The 19,416-nt window shown below is 66.9% G+C and carries 16 protein-coding genes; 2 read left to right on the forward strand and 14 right to left on the reverse strand.

The window, feature by feature from the left end; genetic code table 11:
* Nucleotides 1-186 precede the first annotated feature (186 nt).
* Complete coding sequence (locus ACZ5PO_RS18670) at nt 187-1,194, forward strand: LacI family DNA-binding transcriptional regulator (RefSeq protein WP_464196157.1); 1,008 nt, start codon at nt 187-189, stop codon at nt 1,192-1,194.
* A gap of 24 nt (nt 1,195-1,218) precedes the next feature.
* Here the strand turns inward: ACZ5PO_RS18670 and ACZ5PO_RS18675 are convergent, their stop codons facing one another.
* The 10 genes from ACZ5PO_RS18675 to ACZ5PO_RS18720 form a co-directional block, all read right to left on the reverse strand.
* Entirely contained in the window at nt 1,219-2,022 is an 804-nt protein-coding gene (locus ACZ5PO_RS18675) for an IclR family transcriptional regulator (protein ID WP_464196159.1), read from the reverse strand.
* An 89-nt stretch (nt 2,023-2,111) separates the two neighbouring features.
* Nucleotides 2,112-3,071: an alpha/beta fold hydrolase gene (locus ACZ5PO_RS18680; RefSeq protein ID WP_464196161.1), complete on the reverse strand. Its 960-nt coding sequence runs from the start codon at nt 3,069-3,071 to the stop codon at nt 2,112-2,114.
* Nucleotides 3,072-3,136: 65 nt separating this feature from the next.
* Complete coding sequence (locus ACZ5PO_RS18685) at nt 3,137-4,261, reverse strand: ABC transporter ATP-binding protein (RefSeq protein WP_464196162.1); 1,125 nt, start codon at nt 4,259-4,261, stop codon at nt 3,137-3,139.
* Nucleotides 4,258-5,385, reverse strand: coding sequence for an ABC transporter substrate-binding protein (locus tag ACZ5PO_RS18690; RefSeq protein WP_464196164.1), 1,128 nt, complete (start codon nt 5,383-5,385; stop codon nt 4,258-4,260). Before ACZ5PO_RS18690 ends, ACZ5PO_RS18685 begins: the two co-directional genes overlap by 4 nt.
* Entirely contained in the window at nt 5,366-6,259 is an 894-nt protein-coding gene (locus ACZ5PO_RS18695; protein ID WP_464196166.1) for an ABC transporter permease, read from the reverse strand. The genes ACZ5PO_RS18690 and ACZ5PO_RS18695 overlap by 20 nt, the downstream gene beginning before the upstream one ends.
* Nucleotides 6,260-6,263: 4 nt before the next feature.
* A complete protein-coding gene (locus tag ACZ5PO_RS18700) occupies nt 6,264-6,416 on the reverse strand; it encodes a hypothetical protein (protein WP_464196168.1) in 153 nt (50 codons plus the stop codon).
* Nucleotides 6,416-7,174 carry an ABC transporter permease gene (locus tag ACZ5PO_RS18705; RefSeq protein ID WP_464196170.1) on the reverse strand — a complete coding sequence of 253 codons (759 nt, stop codon included), beginning with the start codon at nt 7,172-7,174 and terminating at the stop codon, nt 6,416-6,418. Before ACZ5PO_RS18705 ends, ACZ5PO_RS18700 begins: the two co-directional genes overlap by 1 nt.
* A 153-nt stretch (nt 7,175-7,327) precedes the next feature.
* Nucleotides 7,328-8,566, reverse strand: a complete 1,239-nt coding sequence (locus ACZ5PO_RS18710; protein ID WP_464196172.1) for a mandelate racemase/muconate lactonizing enzyme family protein — start codon at nt 8,564-8,566, stop codon at nt 7,328-7,330.
* Entirely contained in the window at nt 8,563-10,620 is a 2,058-nt protein-coding gene (locus tag ACZ5PO_RS18715; RefSeq protein ID WP_464196174.1) for a hydantoinase/oxoprolinase family protein, read from the reverse strand. The genes ACZ5PO_RS18710 and ACZ5PO_RS18715 overlap by 4 nt, the downstream gene beginning before the upstream one ends.
* Nucleotides 10,617-12,278, reverse strand: a complete 1,662-nt coding sequence (locus tag ACZ5PO_RS18720) for a hydantoinase B/oxoprolinase family protein (RefSeq protein ID WP_464196176.1) — start codon at nt 12,276-12,278, stop codon at nt 10,617-10,619. The genes ACZ5PO_RS18715 and ACZ5PO_RS18720 overlap by 4 nt, the downstream gene beginning before the upstream one ends.
* 226 nt (nt 12,279-12,504) lie before the next feature.
* Here ACZ5PO_RS18720 and ACZ5PO_RS18725 point away from each other — a divergent pair, with 226 nt between their 5' ends.
* On the forward strand, nt 12,505-13,131 hold the full coding sequence (locus ACZ5PO_RS18725) for a helix-turn-helix domain-containing protein (protein ID WP_464196178.1): 627 nt from the start codon (nt 12,505-12,507) through the stop codon (nt 13,129-13,131).
* A gap of 186 nt (nt 13,132-13,317) precedes the next feature.
* On the opposite strand, the gene ACZ5PO_RS18730 is transcribed toward ACZ5PO_RS18725, so the two are convergent.
* The 4 genes from ACZ5PO_RS18730 to ACZ5PO_RS18745 form a co-directional block, all read right to left on the reverse strand.
* On the reverse strand, nt 13,318-14,064 hold the full coding sequence (locus ACZ5PO_RS18730; RefSeq protein ID WP_464196180.1) for an SDR family NAD(P)-dependent oxidoreductase: 747 nt from the start codon (nt 14,062-14,064) through the stop codon (nt 13,318-13,320).
* Nucleotides 14,065-14,081: 17 nt separating this feature from the next.
* A complete protein-coding gene (locus tag ACZ5PO_RS18735; protein ID WP_464196182.1) occupies nt 14,082-15,875 on the reverse strand; it encodes a hydantoinase B/oxoprolinase family protein in 1,794 nt (597 codons plus the stop codon).
* A 23-nt stretch (nt 15,876-15,898) separates the two neighbouring features.
* Nucleotides 15,899-18,004, reverse strand: coding sequence for a hydantoinase/oxoprolinase family protein (locus tag ACZ5PO_RS18740; protein ID WP_464196184.1), 2,106 nt, complete (start codon nt 18,002-18,004; stop codon nt 15,899-15,901).
* Between the two features lie 115 nt (nt 18,005-18,119).
* Nucleotides 18,120-19,340, reverse strand: coding sequence for an ABC transporter substrate-binding protein (locus ACZ5PO_RS18745; RefSeq protein ID WP_464196902.1), 1,221 nt, complete (start codon nt 19,338-19,340; stop codon nt 18,120-18,122).
* Between the last annotated feature and the right edge of the window lie 76 nt (nt 19,341-19,416).

Genomic DNA, 19,416 nt, shown 5'->3' on the forward strand with positions numbered 1-19,416 from the left:
CGCCGCTTGATTGGCTGCGACGGTGGCCTCGGTATCCCGCAATGACAATCTTCAAATTCGATCGTTTTAAATCATTTTCGATCACAAAGTGCAGATGCGTGTTCGAAACGCCGCGGATGTGCAAAAAATGATGGAAAAGGATGTCATATTGAGGCAATTTGGTGAAAATCAGCCATCAGAAACATCATGCGCACCACCATTTCCGAAATCGCCGAACAGGCGGGCGTTTCGACCGCGACCGTGGACCGCGTTCTCAACAAGCGTGAGGGCGTGCGCGAGAGGACGCGCGATATCGTCCTGCGCGTCGCCCGCGATCTGGGTTACTTCGGGCCCCCGCTACAGACGGCGCCGCTGGGCGTTCGCCTCGATTTCGTGCTGCCCGCCGGCTCGAACAGCTTCATGCGCCATCTGCGCGCCCGGCTGATCGAGGAATGCGCTACCCGGAGCGACGTCTCGGTGCGCATCCACGATGTGGAAGACTGGAGCGCGGGCCGCCAAGCGCGAAAGCTGCACGAGTTGCGGGGCCAGACCGATGCCGTAGGCGTGGTTGCCCCCGACCGCCCGGAGGTTCGGGAGGAGTTGAACGCGTTGGCGCGCGAGGGCATCAAGGTGGCAACGCTGGTCTCGGACGTGCCGTCGGTCGACAAGGTGGGCTATGTGGGCGTCGACAACCGCGCCTCGGGGCGGCTGGCCGGGCTCCTGATGGGGCGCTTTCTGGGCCCGACCGGCGGGCGTGACATCGCGCTCTTTGTCGGCTCGCGCACCTATCGCGGCCACGAAGAGCGCGAGATGGGCTTCCGCTCGATTCTGGCAGAGGACTTCCCGGAGCTTCGCATCATCGCCTATGCCGAAATGGATGACGACCGTGAGCGCGCCTATCATGACATGCGGCGCATCCTCGCGCAGGGCCCGATCTCGGGGGTCTATAATACCGGGTCCGGCAATCAGGGCATCGGCCGCGCGCTCCGCGAGGCGCATCTGGGGCGCGACACCATCTTCATCGGTCATGATCTGACCGACGCGACCCGGCTGATGTTGCTGGACCGCACCATGGACGCGGTGATCGACCAGAATGCCCGCGCCGAAGCGCGCGAGATCGTTCAGCTGCTAACCTGTGCGGTGCGCGGCACGACGAAGAGCGAATACCCACCCCGCCTGCAGGTGGTGTTTCGCGAGAATATTCCTGTGAGCTGACCGCGGCCGCCGAGCTCGGGACGGCTATGCGGTCACGGCGTTTCTGAGGGTTCGCATGGCCTGCTGCGCCGCCTCGGATACCGCTCGCAGCAGCTCATCCTGCGAACGGTTGAAGCGGACGGTCGGCACGATCACGCCGATCGCTCCGCGTATGGTCTCGCCGCCATCGAAGATCGGCCAGCCGACGCTGGATATGCCTCTCTCCACATCGCCGCCGTCCAGGGACCAGCCGCGCTCCCTGGTCTTGGCCGCGGCGTCCGCGAAGGCTGCGCGGGCCTTTTCGATCTCCTTGCGGGAGAGCTTTGCCAGCGCGTTGCCGAGGATCCTGTTGCGACGCGCTTCGTCGAGATAAGGCAGGATGGCGCGGCCTGACGCACGCAGATGTTCATTCCCGGTCATGCCAACGAACAGGCCACCCACTCGCAGTTGCTGCGACCCCTCCACGAGAACTTCCAGAATGACCGCATCGCCCTCGGGTGCCGAAAAGAAGGCCGTTTCCCCGGTGCTCTCCGAAAGGCACGCGACAATGTCGGCGATCTCCTGATCGACCTTGAGGCGCAGACGATAGGCGCGGTAGAGCGGTCCGACCGCATTCCCGATCACCAGCTTCCCGCCCGCCAGGCGCTTCAGGTAGTTGCGGCTCTCCAGGCTCCGCATCAGATGATAGCAGGTGGTGATGTTGAGACCCAGCGCGTCGGAAATCTGTTGAACCGAAGGCGGCTGGGGGCACTCGGCCACGTATTCGAGACATGCCAGGGCACGATCGACAGTTTGAAGTGTCGGGGTCCCCGATTTGTTCGGCTCCCCGTCTTCCGAAGATTTGGCCATGGCCGAGACACGTGCCTCCGCGTGCATATGTCTGCACGGTGACCTTCTTGAGTGGACGGACGGCCGGGTCAAGGCCCGGCCGGCGCCGCCTAGACTGGACGCGCTTGGCTCGCGATGAAGCTCATGATCTCCGGGATCACGCGGCTTGGCGCCTCGATGATCGGGCTGTGGCCCACCTTGTCGAGCCGGAGCAGCCTGGCGTTCGACAAGCCCGCAACGACTTCGTCGGCCCACGCCGGTGGCCGCGGCATGTCCTCGGCACCTGAAATCACAAGGGCCGGCGTTTTGATCTGCGGCAGCAGGTCGACGACGCTCTCGCGCTGAACGACGCCCCTGATGGCCGGCCAGAGCGACAGCGTGCCGGCCTCCATCTTGTCGCGCCAATGGCTGAGAACCGCCTGCTTCGCCTCGGTCTTGCGCGAGGTTTCGCCGAACATGACGGTCATCAGGGTCTCGAGATTGGCCCCCTTGAAGCCGCCCTCCCGGGTGGCATCGGCCAGCCAAACGTCGGCCCAGGCCAATTGCTCCGGCGGCTCGCCACGGGCCGAGGACCCCAGCATGGTCAGGGAGGTGATGAGGTCGGGACGTTTCGCGGCCAGGCGGAGCGCGACGTCGCCGCCCATCGACTGGGCCACCACATGCACCGCCGACAGTCCGAGTTCACCGACGAGCGCTTCGATGTCCTCGGCGCAGTCCTCCATGGTCACGACCTCGTCGGTCGCCGGCGCGCTCAAGCCTTGGCCACGGCAGTCCGGCCGGATCATGCGGTAGGTGCCGCGCGCCGCAGCGACGAGATCGTCGAACATGGTGCGGTCGAGCCAAAGCGAATGCAGGCAGAGAACGGCCGGCAAGTCTGCCTCGCCCGTGTCGTCGACCCAAAGAATAGTGTCGCGAACCCTGAGCCCTGTCGTTCGAGACATTGTCGTCTCCTCCCTCATTTTTGTGAGGAACGCGCGCCGCGTCCCGCGCCTATGAACTCTGACGCGCTTCTGACTGTCAATATGCCAAATCAATTTGAAATATAGAAATCGGCTGTTCGAGCCGACCACACGGCGCTACCGCACGGCAACGACCCTAGGCGGCGCGGCTGCCAGGCCGCCTCCGACAACGCGCATCAATCCTGCACGACACGCACGGCGTCCGCTCGCCAGCGCAGGGCGACCGTCTTGTCCAGGCCCATCGCTGCGGAGTTCGGCGTCTCCGCCACGAGGACGATGCCACCCGGAAGCGCGATCCGGCGGCGGACCGCAGGCCCGAGATAGATCTCGTCGATGATCTCGCCGACCACGTTGCCGGCGCCCGATCCGGGCGGTGCCAACTCGATCCTTTCGTGGCGTAGCGCCACGAGCGCCTCTGCGCCGTCGGGCAGCGCAGCGATGGAAAAGCCTGCGACCTCGAGGCCGCCGGCACACCGCACCACGGTCAGCGGGCCCTCGGTTCGCGCCACGATGCCAGGCAGCAGGTTGGACTGCCCGATGAATTCGGCCACGAAGCGTCGGGATGGGCGCTCATAGATGTCGCGGGGGGTACCCACCTGGAGCACGTGGCCGCCCTGCATCACCGCCAAGCGGTCCGACATGGTGATCGCCTCGCCCTGATCGTGGGTGACGAAGACGAAGGTGGCGCCGGTCTGGCGTTGCAGCCGGCGCAGCTCGTCCTGCATCTGGAGGCGGAGCTGGAGGTCGAGAGCGCTCAGCGGCTCGTCCAGCAGCAGCACGTCAGGCTCGTTCACCAGCGCGCGCGCCAGGGCGATGCGTTGTCGTTGCCCGCCCGAGAGCTGGTCGATCCGCCGGCGGCCGTAGCCACCGAGCTGCACCATGTCCAGGGCGTCGGCGACGCGGTGGCGGATTTCGCCCGGCGCCATGCGTTTCATTTCCAGGCCGAACGCGACATTTGCCGCGACGTTGAGGTGGGGAAACAGCGCGCCGTGCTGAAACACCATGTTGGTGCGCCGCGCATAGGCCGGCTCATCGGCCACGTCGCGGCCGCCGATGAAGACCTTGCCGGCGCTGGGCTGCTCGAACCCGGCGATGATCCGCAACAGCGTGGTCTTGCCGCATCCCGAGGGACCCAGCAGGGAAAAGAACTCCCCCTGCCGAATGTCCAGCGATAGCTCGCCGAGTGCGACGACGCCTTCGAAGACGCGGGATACGCCGCGGATCGACACCGCCGGCGCCGGCTGTGCGCCGGACTCCGCGCCCGACATGGCGCAGGCCGGTCTCTGCCCGGCCAAGCTCATGCGCTCTTCACCCGCGACCACACTTCGATCCAGTTGTTCATCACCTTCGGGAATTTCTGAGGGTAGTATTTTACGGTGCCGTCGAACATGCCGAAGCCGTAGCGTCGGCGCTCGTCCGGCGTGAAGTCCTGCTCAGCCAGCCTGGACGTGGAGAGATAGCCGCTGGCGCGCGTCATGGCACCGGCAAAGGTCTTGCCGAGCATCGCGTTGATCACGTCGTTCGCCGCTTCCGCGCGGGTGGAGTTCTTTGGGATATAGCCGCTCTGGATGACCGACAGCACGCCCTCCTTGCACCAGGCTCCCGCGATCGGCAGGCCCTTCTGCTCCAGCTCGACGCGCATGGTGACGATGCCGTAGCAGGCGACGACCTCGCCACTCGCCAGCAGGTTCGTGCCCTGGGCGAAGCTGGTGAAAATGGTCCGCACGTTCTTCTTCTTCGCGATCAGGAACTTGCCGACCTCCTCCAGCTCCTTGCGGTCCATCGTGTCGGGGGTCGCGTGGCCGAGGTAGAGGCCCGCTGCCATCAGCATGTTGAGCGGCGTGTCCCACCAGGCGATGCGGCCCGCATACTTGTCCTCGAAGAGGAGCCCCCATGACTGCGTGTCGGGTGCGTCCGGCGGTACCGACTGGGTATTGTAGAGGACCGTGTCGAAGCCCCAGCACAGTGGCACGATATAGTATTTTCCGTCGCGCGGATTGAGCGCGTACTGCGACACGTCGTTGATGTTCTTGATGTTGGGCACGCGGGCGATGTCGATGGCCTGGGTCCTTTCGTCTCCGGCCTTTGCGCCCATCACCACGGGCTGCGAGAAGTCGTAGGAGCTGACGATCAGGTCGTACTGGGTACCCCCCGGGGCCGTGAGCCGCGAGACTGCATCGACCGATGATTGGAACGGGCCGTTGGTGAGGCTGACGTTCGCCTCCTTCTCGATGATGGGTTTCAGGGTCGTGTTGAACAGGGAGCCGACGCCGAGCGTTTCGACCGGCCTCGGCGCCTGCGCCAGGGCCAATCCCGGGACGCTGGCTGCGCCGATGGCGCCGGCCGCGCCGAGGCCCTGCAGAATCCGGCGGCGCGATGGTTGGGCCATGGCCTGGAAGCGTGCCTCATGATGGATATCGGTCATTGCTGGTCCCCTCTGGCTTGTAGCCGTTGCTTAAGGTCTCGTGCCGGCGCGCCGCCGAGGAACTCACCGCGAACCCGACGAGCGACGCGAGCACGGAGATCACGGTGACCACGACGCCCACGGCCGGCAGGAAGGGCGCCATCTGGTCGGAGAGCAGCTCCCACAGCAGCACCGGGACCGTTCGTTCGCGGCCGACGATGAAGAACGTGCGGATGAACTCGTCGAACGAGAGCGTGAAGCCGAACAGCACGGTGGCGATCACGCCGGGCCGTATCATCGGAAAGACGATCCGCCGGAACACCACGAAGCGCGTCGCTCCAAGGTCCATGGCCGCCTCCTCGAGGCTGGGATCGAGGCCGTGGATGCGCGGGAAGATGGTCAGGAAGGCGAACGGCAGCACCCAGGTGACGTGGGTCGGCAGCACCGTGGTCCAGAGGTTGGGCGTGATGCCGCCATAGCCGAAGAACATGAGCAGGACGACGCCAGCAACGACCCCGGGGATCAGGATCGGCAGAAGGATCAGCTTCATCAGCAAAGGCTTGAGCGGAAAGTCGTGACGGAGGCCCAGGGAAAGGGTGACCGCGAGAAAGGTGGCGATGAGGGAAGCCAGCAGCCCGACCGTCATGCTGTTCAGGATCGACAGCAAAAGGTTGTGCGACGCCGCGACGCTGGCGTACCAACGCAGGGTAAGTCCTTGGAAACGGGCCGACATTACCTCCGAATTGTTTACGGAAAGGAAAAACAATAGAAGCATAGGCAGATATAGGATGAAGAAAAAGCAGGCCACGTAGAGATGGAGCACGTGCCGCCGAAGGATGGCGGCCCTGCGGCCATCGGTGGCGCGGGATGCGGCGGGGATCGCTGCGTTGCTCATGGCCTCAGCCTTTCGCCACTGCGTCGCCGAGGCGCGCATGGCGGCCGAGGACGGCGAGGATGAGCAGGACCACGCCGATCGTCACGACAGAGAGAGCCGCTCCGAGGGCCCAGTTGTTGGTGGAGGTGTACTGTGCGGCGATGATGTTGCCGATCATCACTCCGCCAGTCCCCCGAGAAGTTGCGGGGTGACGTAGGCTCCGCAACTGAGAAGAAACACCATGATGCAGCCAGAAACGACGCCGGGTTTGCTGAGCGGCAGGACGACCCGCGTGAAGACACGTAGGGGGCCCGCACCGAGATCTGCTGCGGCCTCGATCAGCTTCGGATCGATACGGTCGAGAGACAGGTAGATCGGAAGCGTCATGAACAGCGTGTAGACGTACACAAGCCCGATCTGCGTGGCCATCTCGTTGTAGAGCAGCCAGTCGAGAGGCTCGGAGACGATGCCGAGGGACAGCAGGGCGTTGTTGACGAGCCCGTTGCGCCCCAGCATCGGCAGCCAGACGAACGTGCGCACGACGTAGCTCGACCAGAATGGGATGAAGAGGAGCAGCAGCCAGCCGTTGCGGCGCAGGGCAGGCCGGGAGGCGACGAAGTAGGCCACCGGATAGGAGATCAGCAGCGAGCAGAGCGTGACCGTCAGCGCGATTCGCAAGGTCCGGAGCATCACCAGCGAATAGACAGGATCCGCGACCAGCGTCGCATAGTTGTCGAGGGTGAATTCTGTCGACAACCCGAAGATGCTGGACGTCCAGAACGACATCAGCACCAGCAGCCCGAGCGGCGCCAAAGCGAAGACGCCCAACCAAACGACGCTCGGCATCACCAGCGCCAGCGCCGTGAGGGACGGGCGCCGTCGGCGGCCGTGCTGATGGTGGCTTCCATCGAGCCGCCAAGTCGACCAGCGTTTCATGGACGACGACCACCTCCAACATTGGCCAGCACATGACCCCGGAATGGATCTACGGCGGCATCTTGCGCTGAGTGATTACATTTCCGAGCTGGCGCTGAATGAGGAATTATTTGGCATAGTCAGGTCTTTGTCGCGTACTGTTGCTGTCCATATTCAGTCGCAGCGGTACCGCTCAAGCTTGCTTTCATCCACTTCGATGCCCAGCCCGGGGGCTTCCAGTGCACGCAGGGCGCCGTCGACGACCGGCAGCGGCTCGGTGATCACATCGTCCTCGTAGTAGCGGCCGCCCACCTGGAAGGGATGGGTGCCCGCCGGCGCGCTGATGGAGATGACGCTCGCCATCTCGACCGCTGCGTGGGCGAGGGCGAAATGCAGGTTGGCAGCGGTGCCGATGCCGGACTCGATGGAGCCGTTCACATCGCAGGGCAGGTCGGCAGCCTGCGCGATCGCGGCGACCCGGCCGGCCCCAGAGAGGCCTCCCGCCTTCGCCAGATAGACGGACAGGCAATCGGCGGCTCCGTGGGCGACGACGGCGAGCGCGTCCGCTCCGTTCCAGCAGCTTTCATCGGCGATGATCGGGACGGCGGCCGTGTCGCGTACCGCGGCCATACGTCGGTGGCCTTCGACCGGCTGTTCCACATAGTCGACGCCCATGTCGGCGAGAGCCGCGATCACACGCCGCGCATGCTTCACGTCGCGGTAGCCGCGATTGGCGTCGAGCCTGAGGGTGATGCCGACGCCCAGCTCGCTGCGCAGCGCGCCGACGAGGCGGATGTCACGGGCGGAGTCCACCCCGCCCTTTATCTGAAGCGCCGTCAGCCCATCGGCCGCAGCCCGGCAGCCCTCCTCCAGCGCGTCCGTCTCCGGCATCAGCCCGACCATGTGGGCGACCGGGACAGCGCTCCGTGCAGCGCCGCCAAGCAGGCGATAGAGGGGTGCCGAGAGCGCCTTGCCCAGCAGGTCGTGGAGCGCGATGTCCACCGCACACTTGGCATAGCTATTGCCGGCCAGCGCCTTGTCCATGGCGGCCAGGGCCTGCGGAATGTCGAGGGCGTTGCGGCCGACGAGGACCGGTGCCAGCACGTCATCGATGATGGTGACGACCGAGCGCTGGGTCTCGCCGCCGCGGCGGCCGAAGTCACCGCCCCAGTCCGGCAAGGGTGTCGCCTCGCCATAGCCGACGAGGCTCGATTCGGTGCGTATGCGCACCAGGACGAAGCCTCCCAGCTCCTTCTGCAGGCTTGCCCATTTGAAATCGCGGCGCAGGGGCAACCGAAACGGCACCGCTTCGACGGCCGTGATGGCGAGCCGGTCGCCCTTGCCGTGAACGGCGGCAGCAGCGTCGTGGGCATCGGCTGCGCCTGAGGGCGTTGATGGGAAGGCGGAACTCATGCCGTTGCGATCTCCGAGATGACAAGGGCCAGCGAAGGTGAAACCATGACCTTCACGCCGGGCGGCACGTAGGTCGTGGCGTCGTCCTGCACGATGAGGCATGGCGATGGGACCGCATCGCCGGCTCGCAGGGCGCTCCGCTGGATGAGCGGGCAGTCTATGCGCCGGCGGCCGATCAGCACGCGCGCCAGCTGTGGTTCGGCGGAGGTGATCTCCGTTGGGGGGCCGGAGCGGTAGCGGCTGCCTACCGCGACCGTGAGGGAGAGGCGTTGCGTGCGGATCTCGCACGGCTCACCCCGCTCGGCGAAGGCATAGGCGCGTTCATGCTCGTCATGAAAGCTCTGCTGCAGCCTCTGCCATGCGGTCGGGCTGTCGGGCTCGACATCGAGCGGCACGCCGACGTCATAGGCTTGCCCGGCATAGCGGATGTCGCAGCGCCGCTCGGCGCGGACCTCGCCGGCGAAGTCGCGATCCCCGTCGAGTTGCGCACGGGCGAGGGCTTCGAGCTCGCGAAAGCTGTCGGTGAGCTTCTGTGAGGCCCGCGGATCATCGCTGCGGATCGGCCGGCTGAGCGCGAAATCCTGCCGCAGGTCAGACGTCAGCAGCCCGAAGGCCGAGAATGTTCCGGGATGTCGCGGCACGACGACGGTCGACAGGCCCAGCCTTGCTGCGAGCTCCACGGCGTGAAGCGGGCCGGCGCCGCCGAACGCGACCAGGGCGAAATCACGGGGGTCACTGCCGCGTTCGCGCAACAGCACGCGCACCGCGCCCTCCATTTTGGCGTTGACCACGTCGATGACGGCCTGGGCGGCATCCTCCACTGCGAGCGAGAGCGGCCGGCCGACGCCCGAGACCATGGCGCGTTCCGCTGCTGCAGCGTCGAGCGCGAGGAAACCACCCAGCTTGCGATCTGGGGGAAGCCGTCCGAGAACGCAGTGCGCATCGGTCACCGTCGGCAGCGTGCCGCCGCCGCCATAGCAGGCCGGCCCCGGGGCCGCGCCTGCGCTGCGCGGCCCGACTGTGAGCGCGCCGACCTCGTCGACGGCAGCGATGGAGCCGCCGCCGGCGCCGATGGAGTAGACTTGCACGGTCGGCAGACGGACGGGCACTCCGCCCACGTCGATCTCGCTGGCGAAGCGAGGCTTGCCGTCCTCGATGAGTGCGATGTCCGTGCTCGTGCCGCCGATGTCGAACCCGATGAGGTTGCGCAGGCCGAGCGTCTCGCCCAGCTGCAGGCAGGCCTGGACGCCACCGACGGGGCCGGACTGAGCCAGGGACACCGGGCGCCGGCGGGCCGCATCCGGCACGAGAGCTCCGCCGTTCGAATGGGTGATGTAGAGCCGGCTGGTTTCCCAGCTGTCGTTGAGCGCGGTCTCGAGCCGGCCGAGATAGTCGTCGATGAGCTTCATCAACGACGCATTGAGCACGGTCGTGCAGGTGCGCTCATACTCACGAGGTTCCCGGCTCAGCTCGGAGCTTGCGCAGACGTAGACCTGTCCACCGGTGGCTTCTCGCAGCCGGCGTGCAAGCTTCTCCTCATGTTCGGGGTTGGCGTAGGCATGAAGAAAGACGATGCCGACCGCCTCGACCTCGGCTCGATCCAGCTCCTCCAGAATGCCATCGATCTCGGCATCGGCGAGGGGTGTCACCACGGTGCCGTCTGCGCTCAGCCGCTCGTCTGCTTCGAACCGTAGACGGCGGTTGATCAGCGGGGGAGCACGATAGGCATGCAAGTCGTACAGGTCGGGCCGCCAATGCCGGCCGATCTCAATGACGTCGGCAAAGCCCTTCGTGGTGACGAGCGCGGTGCGCGCCAGCTTGCGCTCGATGATGGCATTGGTCGCGAGCGTCGTGCCATGGAATATGCTGGCAATGTCGCCTGGAGCGAGATCCGCGCGCCTGCGCAATGCCGCCACCGCCTCCATGAACCCGGACGCGGGATTGCTCGGCACTGTTGATACCTTGAGATGGACGTGCCGGGCCCCAGCGTCGTCGACCGCGACCAGATCCGTGAACGTGCCGCCCACATCCACGCCGACGTGCCAGCCCTTCATGCCTGCTCTCCCGGGCGAACGCCATATGCATGCGCCGACGCCTCTGGGCTGACGCGACCTTCCTCAATATCGCGCGCAACGGCCGCGGGCTCCCGCTCCCGCGGGACGCCGAAGCCGCCGCCGCCTTGACTGGCGATCACCAGGACGTCGCCTCGCCGCAGCGGATAGGCGAGCACCTTGCCCGGCAGCTCGGTGACCGTGCCGTCCCTGACAACCTCGATGCGGCCGGTGGCTCCGGGCTCTCCTCCCGCCATGCCTGGCGGAGGAAACTTCATGCGGTCGAACTGTGCGGAAAAGGTGCTGTCGGCGAGCAATTGCATCTCCCTGCGGGCACCGAGCCCACCGCGCCGGCGGCCCGGCCCGCCGGAATCGCGGCGCAGGGCGTAGGACAGAAAGCGGGCCGGAAACTCCTGTTCCGTCAGCTCGATCGGGTTGTTCTTGAGATTGTGGACGCCGGCCGAGTAGCAGTCATGGCCGTCACCGTCCGCGTGGCCGCCCCATCCGCCGACCTCGATCTCGAACAGGACGTTGGCCGTGCCATCCGCTTCCGGCGTCGAGAGGATGTAGACGTTGGAGTTGCCGTAGTAGGCCGCCGACGCCCGCTCCGGCACGACTTGGCCCAACGCCGCGCTCACCACGTTGTTGATGCGATGGGTGAGAACGTTCCGCCCGACGACGGGAGCCGGCAGGCGCGGATTGACCACGCTGCCGGACGGCGCCAGCACGGTGACCGGATTGTAGCAGCCGTAGTTGGGGGACAGATGTGGCGCCAGCATCGAGAGGACGGCGAAGTAGACCGCCGACTCCGTCGCGGCGATCGGGCAGTTGATGGGGCCGCGGGTCTGCGCGCCCGTGCCTGCGAAGTCGACGACGAGCTCCGAGCCCATTACCGTGACGGCGACGTGGACTGGCACCGGGTCGTCGTCGAGCCCGTCTCCGTCCACCCAATCGGAGGCGGTGTAGATGCCGTCGGGCAGGGCGGCGATGAGGGCCCGCATGCGTCGCTCCGATTGGGCGACCAGCTCCCTGCAGGCCTCGGCGAAGGTGGGAGCGCCAAATCGGCCGACGATGCGCGTCACCTCGCCTGCTCCGATGTGCAACGCGGCGAGCTGGGCGTTGAGATCCGGTATCGTCTTGTCGGGCACCCGGATGTTGGGCCGGAGCAGATCGAAGAACAGGGGGTGGACGGCGCCGCCGCGGCCGATGCGGCAAGGGCTGATGCGGAAGCCCTCTTGATAGATTTCGGTGGCGTCTGCCCCGTAGCTGCCCGAGCCGCGGCCGCCGACGTCGAGGTGATGGCCGAGCGTGCCGCAGATGGCAACCGGCGCGCCGCCGTGAGTTATCAGCGAGAAGGTCATGATGTCCGGCAGGTGCTGGCCGCCGGCATAGGGGTCGTTCGTGCAGAAGATGTCGCCCTCGGCCCACATCTCGAGCGGAAAATGATCCTTCAGGACGGTCCGCAAAGCTCGGGTCATGGAATTGAGGTGCACCGGAATGCGCGTGGACTGCGCCAGGATGCCGCCCGTGAGGTCGAATAACGCTGTCGAATAGTCCAGCATTTCGCGGATGACTTGAGAACGCGACGACCGCTCGATGCTTGTCGCCATCTGCTCGGCGGCCGCATCGAGGCCGTGGCGGATGACCTCGACCGTAACCACATCTGGCGCCGTCTCTGCGGCGGATGCTGTCGGCGGGGGGGCGGGCAATGGCATTCGGAAGACCCCGTTCCATTTCGATGTTACGAGCATCTCCAAAATCAATTTTCTTTCAAGAAAAAATTTCTATCATCATATGATTAAATTTTCATCGTGAGATTTTATTTCAGGCCGTTCCCCCGCGTGATAGGACGCTGAAGGACGTGGCCGCAGGCGTACGGAGATGCTCATGGGCGAAGCGCGGACGGCAATTGGCGAGCGACTGAAGGACCTGCGGTTCCGCCGCCGGTTGACGCTGGCGGAGGCCAGTCAGCGTACCGGCGTGTCCATCTCCACCCTGTCGAAGATCGAGAACCTCCAGGTCTCTCCGTCCTTCGACGTCATCATGCGCATATCGGAAGGGCTCGATATCTCGCTTGAGGATCTTGTCCGGGCCAACGGCCAGAAGGCGCTCGTCACCGGCCGGAAAACCGTCACGCTGCGGGGTGAGGCGGTCGTACATTCCACCGGCCAGTACGAGTACAGCGTCCACGCCACGGAGCTGGCACAGAAGCATATGGTGCCGCTGGAGATAGAGGTTCGTGCCCGCTCGCCCCACGAGTTCGAGCGGTGGGGCAGTCATCCCGGCGAGGAATACCTCTACGTTCTCGAGGGCGAGGTGGAGGTGTGTACCGAGCTCTATACGCCGTTTCGTCTGAAGGCGGGAGAAAGTGCCTATTTCGACAGCAGCATGCCGCACGTCTATATTTCGGTGAGCCCGGGCAACGCCCGCGTGCTGTCGATCTCCTACGACCCGAATCTCGGCCAGAGCTCCAGCGAAAACCCGGCGGCCATCTCGCCCGTATCGGTCCCCTGAACGCTTCTGCTTCGATCGGCGAGCGGGTGCCGGTTCATGATCTTGCGCTTTGGCTATCCGCTCACGCGATCACACCGGACGGAACGCCCCCGCACGCGCGCGGGTGCCATCGGGGGCGGATCCAACGCCGCTCGGGCAATGCGGCACAAGGCGGCCTCGGCTCCGTCGGAGGCCGCCCTGCTCGAGCTAGATCATGTAGTCGCCGCCGTTGGGGTTGAGGCTTGCGCCGACGAAGTAGGAGCCGTCGTCGGAGGCGAGCAGCAGCGCCACCGGGGCGATCTCGCCCACCTCGCCGAAGCGGCCGATGGGCAGCTCCGCCTTCTTGGCCGCCAGCCAGTCGGCCGGCAGTGCCTCCAGCAGCGGCGTCCTGATCGGCCCGGGGTTGATGGTGTTGGCGGTGATGCCGTCGCCCGCCACCTCGTAGGCCAGCGCCCTGGTGAAGCCCATGATGGCCGCCTTGGCGGCGCAGTAGTGGGCCATGCCGGCGGTGCCCTTGTGGGCGAGCTGGGACGAGATGTTGATGATCCGGCCCCAGCGCCCGGCCTTCATCGCCGGCAGCACCTCGCGCGTGCACAGGAAGGTGCCGCGCATGTGCACCGCCATCATCCGGTCGAACAGCTCGGTGGCCATGCCGTCGACCGGTGAGGTGGTGTCGATGCCGGCGTTGTTGACGAGGATGTCGACCGGGCCGAGCTCTTCGACGAGGGCCTCGAAGGCGGCCTTGACCGCCGCCTCGTCGGCGACATCGGCGGCGGCCGCCGCCGTGGTCGCGCCGGAGCCGGCGATCTCCGCGGCCGCCGCCTGCGCCCGCTCGAGGTCGAGATCGATGATGCCGATCGTAGCCCCCTCGGCCGCGAACAGCGTGGCGATGGCCTTGCCGATGCCGCTCGCCCCGCCGGTGACGACGGCAACCTTGCCGCTGAGCTTGCCCATGGTGTCGCCCCCTCGCGTCAGCGCGCCGCGCTCAGCTCGCCGCGCTTGCGCGCGGTGGCCGCCGCATTGACCGCGTAGCCGTAGCCGTCGTCGACCTCGTCGAAGACGACGCCGTAGACGTCGCGGGCGTGCTCGACGGTGATGAAGTCGTCGAGCAGGTCGTCCAGCACCTTGCCCGGGTCGCGCTCCAGCGGGTCGCCGTAGCCGCCGCCGCCCGGCGAGATGTAGGTGGCGACGTCGCCGGCCTCGACGCGCAGGCCGGAAAACTTTGCCGGATTATGATGTACCGTCGCCGGGTCTGCGGCGTTGTGGATGGTGAGGGCGCCCACCGAGCCGGGTCCGCCGCCGAAGATGCCCCACGGCACGTCCTCGTGGCGATCGGACTCGTGCGTCATGAAGCCCGGCGTCAGGAAGCGCTGGGACTTCACCACGCCGCAGCCGCCGCGGAACTTGCCGGCGCCGGGCATGACGTCGTCGCGCACCTCGTAGCGGTCGCAGATCAGCGGCAGGTGCATGCCGAGATCCTCGAGCGGGTTGTTGCGGGTGTTGCGCATCAGCTCCTCGACCGTGTCCGGGCCGTCGGAGCTTGGCCGGCCGCCCATGGCCGCCTCGTTCACCTCCAGGAACACCCAATAGTCGCCGGAGGGGCGCACACCCGAGTAGGCGGCGAAGGAGAGCGTGGCGCTGTTGCCCGCCGTCACCTTGTCCGGCAGCACCGGCGCCAGCGCCTTGATGACCAGGTCGGCGACGCGCTGGATCTGGCAGAAGCGGGCCTCCGCCGCCGCCGGCATGATCGGGTTGAAGATGGTGCCCTCCGGCGCCGTCACCTTTACCGGGCGGAACGAGCCCTCGTTCTGCGGGATGTGCTCGTGGTTGGTGTAGGTGTCGAGCAGCAGGGCGCGGAAGATGAAGTAGCAGGCGACCTTGGTCGAGCCCTCGAAGGGCACGTTGAAGGCGGTCGGCACCTGCGGCGAGGAACCGGTCAGGTCGACTTCGACGCCGTCGCCGGCCACGCGCACGGTCACCTTGACCGGCAGGGTCTTGCCGCGGTTGCGGCCGTCGTCGTCGAGGAAGCCTTCCGCCGTGTATTCGCCGTCCGGGATCTTGGCGATCTCGCGCCGCAGCATCGCTTCGGAATAGTCCATCAGCTGGTCGCAGGCGGCGAGCACGGTGGCCTTGCCGTAGGCGGCGAGCAATTCGCCGAAGCGGCGCACGCCGAGCTCGGCCGAGGCGATCTGCGCCTCCAGGTCGCCCATCACCAGGTCGGGCACCCGCGTGTTGTCGCGGATGTACTTCCACAGCGCCTCGTTGCGCTTGCCCTCCTCGTACAGCTTGACGCCGTTGAGCAGCATGCCCTCGGCGAAGACGTCGGGCACGTCGATGATCAGCCCCGGCGTCGCCGAGCCGATGTCCACGTGGTGCGCCGTATTGGCGGCGAAGCCGACGAGGTCGCCCTCGAAGAACACCGGCATGACGATGGCGATGTCGGGTGAATGGCTGGCGCCGAAATAGGGGTGGTTGTGGATGGCGCAGTCGCCCGGCTTCCAGGCGTCGAGCGGGATCGATTTCTCGATGCCGCGCAGGTAGCCGGGCAGCGAGCCGATGTGCATCGGCGTCGAATCCGATTCGCACAGCGTGTTGAAGCGCGTGTCGAACAGGCCGGCGCCGAGGTCCTGGCTCTCGCGGATGATCGACGAATAGGACATGCGGTAGAGCACGTTGCCCATCTGCTCGGCGATCGAGTGCAGCGCGCCGGAGATGACCTGCAACGTGATGGGATCGACGGTCTTGCTGTCGGACGGCGTGGTCATGGGAGCTCTCCTGCCGAACGGATTCAGAGCGCGCCCGGCGAAGCCGGCGCCCGGGTGATGCGGATGTCGCCGTGGCCGAGCACGACGGCCTTGCGGCCGGGCGGCACCAGCACGGTGGAATTGTGCTGCGCGATCAGCGCCGGGCCGACGATGACGTCGTCGGCGAGCAGCTTGGCGCGCTGGTAGCGCGGCGTGTCGACGGCATGGCCGTCGTCGAAGATGGTCTCGCGCACGTACATAAGGGCCGCTTCGGGGTTGGTGCGGCCGCCGCGGGGCAGGTCCGGCAGCTTGAGCGTGTCGACCGTCGCCGTGGCGACGACGCGCAGGGTCACCACCTCGATCGACTGGTCCTCGAAGGCGTGGCCGTAGACCTGCTTGTGGACGGCGAAGAAGCTCTTCGCCACCTCCCGCCAGTTGGCCGCGGTCAGCGGCTCGTCGGGCATGGCGGCACGCAGCTCGAAGCCCTGACCGACGTAGCGGCATTCGGCGATGCGGGCGAAGCTGCGCTTGTCCGCGGCGATGCCGTCGCGCTCGAACTGGGCTGCCGCCTCGGCCATCAGCGCCTCGAGCTGGGCGTTCACCGCCGCGAACTCGGCGTCGCCCAGCTTGTCGAGGGCGAGCAGCACCGAGCGCGTGTATTCGTACTTGAGCTCGGTCACCAGGAGGCCCATGGCCGCCGTGATGCCGGGATGCAGGGGCGCCACGATATCCTTGGCGGAGATCAGCTCGGCCAGCGCATTGGCATGCAGCGGCCCGGCGCCGCCGAAGCCCATCAGCGTGAAGTTGCGCGGGTCGATGCCCTTGGCCACCGAGTTGGCGTTGATCGCCAGCGCCATGTTGTTGTTGATGATCTTGAGGATGCCGAGCGCCGCCTCGACGACCGGGAGGCCGAGCTTGTCGGCGATGTGCGTCTTGATCGCCCGCTCGGCCAGCGCCTTGTCGAGCTTCAGGTCGCCGCCCAGGAACTGCTCCGGGTCGAGGCGGCCGAGCACCACCTGGGCGTCGGTGACGGTCGGCTCCGTGCCGCCGTTGCCGTAGCAGGCGGGGCCCGGCACGGCGCCGGCCGAGCGCGGGCCAACGCGAAAAGCGCCGCCGGGATCGAGATAGGCGATGGAGCCGCCGCCGGCGCCGATGGCGTCGATGTCGATCATCGGCACCAGCACCGGCAGATGCGCCACCTCGGTGTCGCGCGGGTTCTTGATGCGCAGCTCGCCGTTCTGGATGACGCTGATGTCCGCCGAGGTGCCGCCGATGTCGATGGTGATGACGTTGCCGGTGTCGCTCGCCTGGCCGGTCCAGCGGCCGCCGATGACGCCGCCCGCCGGCCCCGACAGTAGCAGGCCGACCGGCAGCTTGCTCGACTTCTCCACCGTCGAGATGCCGCCGTTCGACTGCATGATGCGCACGTCGGCGGTGATGCCGTTCTGGCGCAGGCGCGCCTCGAGCCGGTTGAGGTAGAGCGCCGTCTTCGGGCCGATGTAGGCGTTCATGGCGCAGGTGGAGAAGCGCTCGTACTCGCGCATGACGTTCACCACCTCGGAGGAGGTACAGATGTAGGCGTCGGGCATCGCCGCGAGGAGGATCTCCCTGGCCGTCTGCTCGTGGGCGTCGTTGAGGAAGGAGAACAGGAAGCCGACGATGACGGCGTCGAGCTTGCGCTTGGCGAACAGCTCGGCCGCCGCCTTCACCTCGTCGAGCGCCAGTGGCACCTCGATGGCGCCGGTGGGCGGCATCAGCCGCTCGGTGATCGGCAGGCGGTTGCGGCGCTTGACCAGGGGCTTGGACTGCCACGGCACGTCGAACTGCAGCGAGAAATTGTGCGGCCGCTTGTGGCGGGCCATGTGCAGGATGTCGCGGAAGCCGCGGGTGGTCAGCATGCCCACCTCGGCGCCGTTGCGCTCGATGACCATGTTGGTCGCGACCGTGGTGCCGTGGAAGACTGCGCCGACCTGGCTCGGCGTCACGCCGGCCAGTCCGCAGATCTCGACGATGCCGCGCACCACGCCTTCCGACTGGTCGGCCGGCGTGCTCGGCACCTTGTGGACGACGACCTGCTGGCCGCTGCTATCGGTTCGTTCCAGGACGATGTCCGTGAACGTGCCGCCGACGTCGACTCCCACCCGCAACATGAGCTCGCTCCTTAGGTTCGGCTTCGTATGGGCCGGCGAGCCCCGCGAGGGCTGCCGGCGCGACTGCCGACCGGTACGGGTCGGCGTGTGATGGGGTGGGGCGCGGCTGGGGCGCTCATGGCTGGCGTCCCACCAGCTGAGCCCAGCGGCGGACGAGGTAGTTGTGCTCGTCCATCGTGGTGTTCCACACGGCAATCGAGCTGGCGCGCTGCCAGTAGGAGCCGCCGCTGCGGGTCGCGCCAGCCTTGACGGTGACGGAGCCGTCCGGCCCGGGCAGGTCGACCGGTGTCGGCTCGCCGTCGTACCAGTAGGCCCACTCGGCCGGCGCCAGGTGATCCTTCACGCGGCCCGGCACCGACATGTAGTAGCCGTGGCGCGAGACAACCGCGCCGGCCCAGCCGTCGAGCCACCAGTTGAGGTAGGTGTAGGCCACATCCAGTGCCCGGCCGGTGAGCCGGTTCGATACGCACAGGCCGCCATGCCAGGCGCGGTAGCCCTCCTTGGGCACCGCCTCCGCCACGGCGACGCCCATGCGGCCCAGCGCGGTGATGCCCGGCGACCACATGCTCTGGATCACCGTGCCCCCGCTCGCCATGAAATCGGCGGCCTCGACCGTGGTCCGCCAGAACCCTTGGAAGTGGCCGGCCTTGCGGCGCATGGCCAGCACGTGGATGAGCTGGTCGATCTCGCCGGTCGACATGTTGCCGATGTCGTCGAACTGCACCTCGCCCAGGGCCTGGGCCGCCAGCGCCGCGTCGAAGATGCCGATCGCCGGTTCGTCGACGAGGGCGGCGCGGCCATGCCAGCGCACGTCGAGCAACGCACCCCACGAGGCGACCTGGGCTGCGTCGCCGTTCACGATGTCGGGCCGGAAGGCGAAGCTGTCGAGGTTGTGCACCGTCGGCAGCATCGAGATCCAGCGGGAGGGCGTGGCACCCAGAGCCTGGCCCGGCTGCACGAACAGCTTGGTGACGGGAGCGTCACCGCGCCCGATCCGCGCGTTGGGGCTGATCCGGCCGGTCTTGGAGAGGTCGGAGACCTCGTCCCAGCGCGCGATGCGCTTGAGGTCGATCGGCTGGATCGCGCGCCAGTACCAGACGATATCGAGGTTGTGGAAGCACTGGTCGTAGACGTCGTAGCTCTCCGGGCTGGTCGCCGCCCGGTGTTGCGCCGCCAGGAACTCGTGCTTCTCGAAGACGATGTCGATGCCGAGGTCCGCTTCGGCCCGGCGGCGGATCTCGTCCAGCAACGTGATCTCCGTGCCGAGCACGCGCAGCTTCGGCTTGCCGGCCGTCCGGATGGCCGGGGCCGATAGCTTGGCCTCCGCAGGCGCCATCGGCGTCACCGTCGCGCCACGTGGCCCGTGCTCGTTGGTCGGCTGTGGCTCGCACGTGTCGCTGTCATCGGGTCCT

This window comes from Chelatococcus sp. KU-N122 (genome assembly GCF_055391085.1).

Bases quoted from the DNA above. Each gene is read 5' to 3' on its own strand.
- ACZ5PO_RS18700 (WP_464196168.1), bottom strand. From the start codon at position 6,416: ATGATCGGCAACATCATCGCCGCACAGTACACCTCCACCAACAACTGG.
- ACZ5PO_RS18710 (WP_464196172.1), bottom strand. From the start codon at position 8,566: ATGAGTTCCGCCTTCCCATCAACGCCCTCAGGCGCAGCCGATGCCCAC.
- ACZ5PO_RS18745 (WP_464196902.1), bottom strand. From the start codon at position 19,340: ATGGCGCCTGCGGAGGCCAAGCTATCGGCCCCGGCCATCCGGACGGCC.
- ACZ5PO_RS18705 (WP_464196170.1), bottom strand. From the start codon at position 7,174: ATGAAACGCTGGTCGACTTGGCGGCTCGATGGAAGCCACCATCAGCAC.
- ACZ5PO_RS18735 (WP_464196182.1), bottom strand. From the start codon at position 15,875: ATGACCACGCCGTCCGACAGCAAGACCGTCGATCCCATCACGTTGCAG.
- ACZ5PO_RS18725 (WP_464196178.1), top strand. From the start codon at position 12,505: ATGGGCGAAGCGCGGACGGCAATTGGCGAGCGACTGAAGGACCTGCGG.
- ACZ5PO_RS18690 (WP_464196164.1), bottom strand. From the start codon at position 5,385: ATGACCGATATCCATCATGAGGCACGCTTCCAGGCCATGGCCCAACCA.
- ACZ5PO_RS18685 (WP_464196162.1), bottom strand. From the start codon at position 4,261: ATGAGCTTGGCCGGGCAGAGACCGGCCTGCGCCATGTCGGGCGCGGAG.
- ACZ5PO_RS18715 (WP_464196174.1), bottom strand. From the start codon at position 10,620: ATGAAGGGCTGGCACGTCGGCGTGGATGTGGGCGGCACGTTCACGGAT.
- ACZ5PO_RS18675 (WP_464196159.1), bottom strand. From the start codon at position 2,022: ATGGCCAAATCTTCGGAAGACGGGGAGCCGAACAAATCGGGGACCCCG.
- ACZ5PO_RS18670 (WP_464196157.1), top strand. From the start codon at position 187: ATGCGCACCACCATTTCCGAAATCGCCGAACAGGCGGGCGTTTCGACC.
- ACZ5PO_RS18740 (WP_464196184.1), bottom strand. From the start codon at position 18,004: ATGTTGCGGGTGGGAGTCGACGTCGGCGGCACGTTCACGGACATCGTC.
- ACZ5PO_RS18730 (WP_464196180.1), bottom strand. From the start codon at position 14,064: ATGGGCAAGCTCAGCGGCAAGGTTGCCGTCGTCACCGGCGGGGCGAGC.
- ACZ5PO_RS18695 (WP_464196166.1), bottom strand. From the start codon at position 6,259: ATGAGCAACGCAGCGATCCCCGCCGCATCCCGCGCCACCGATGGCCGC.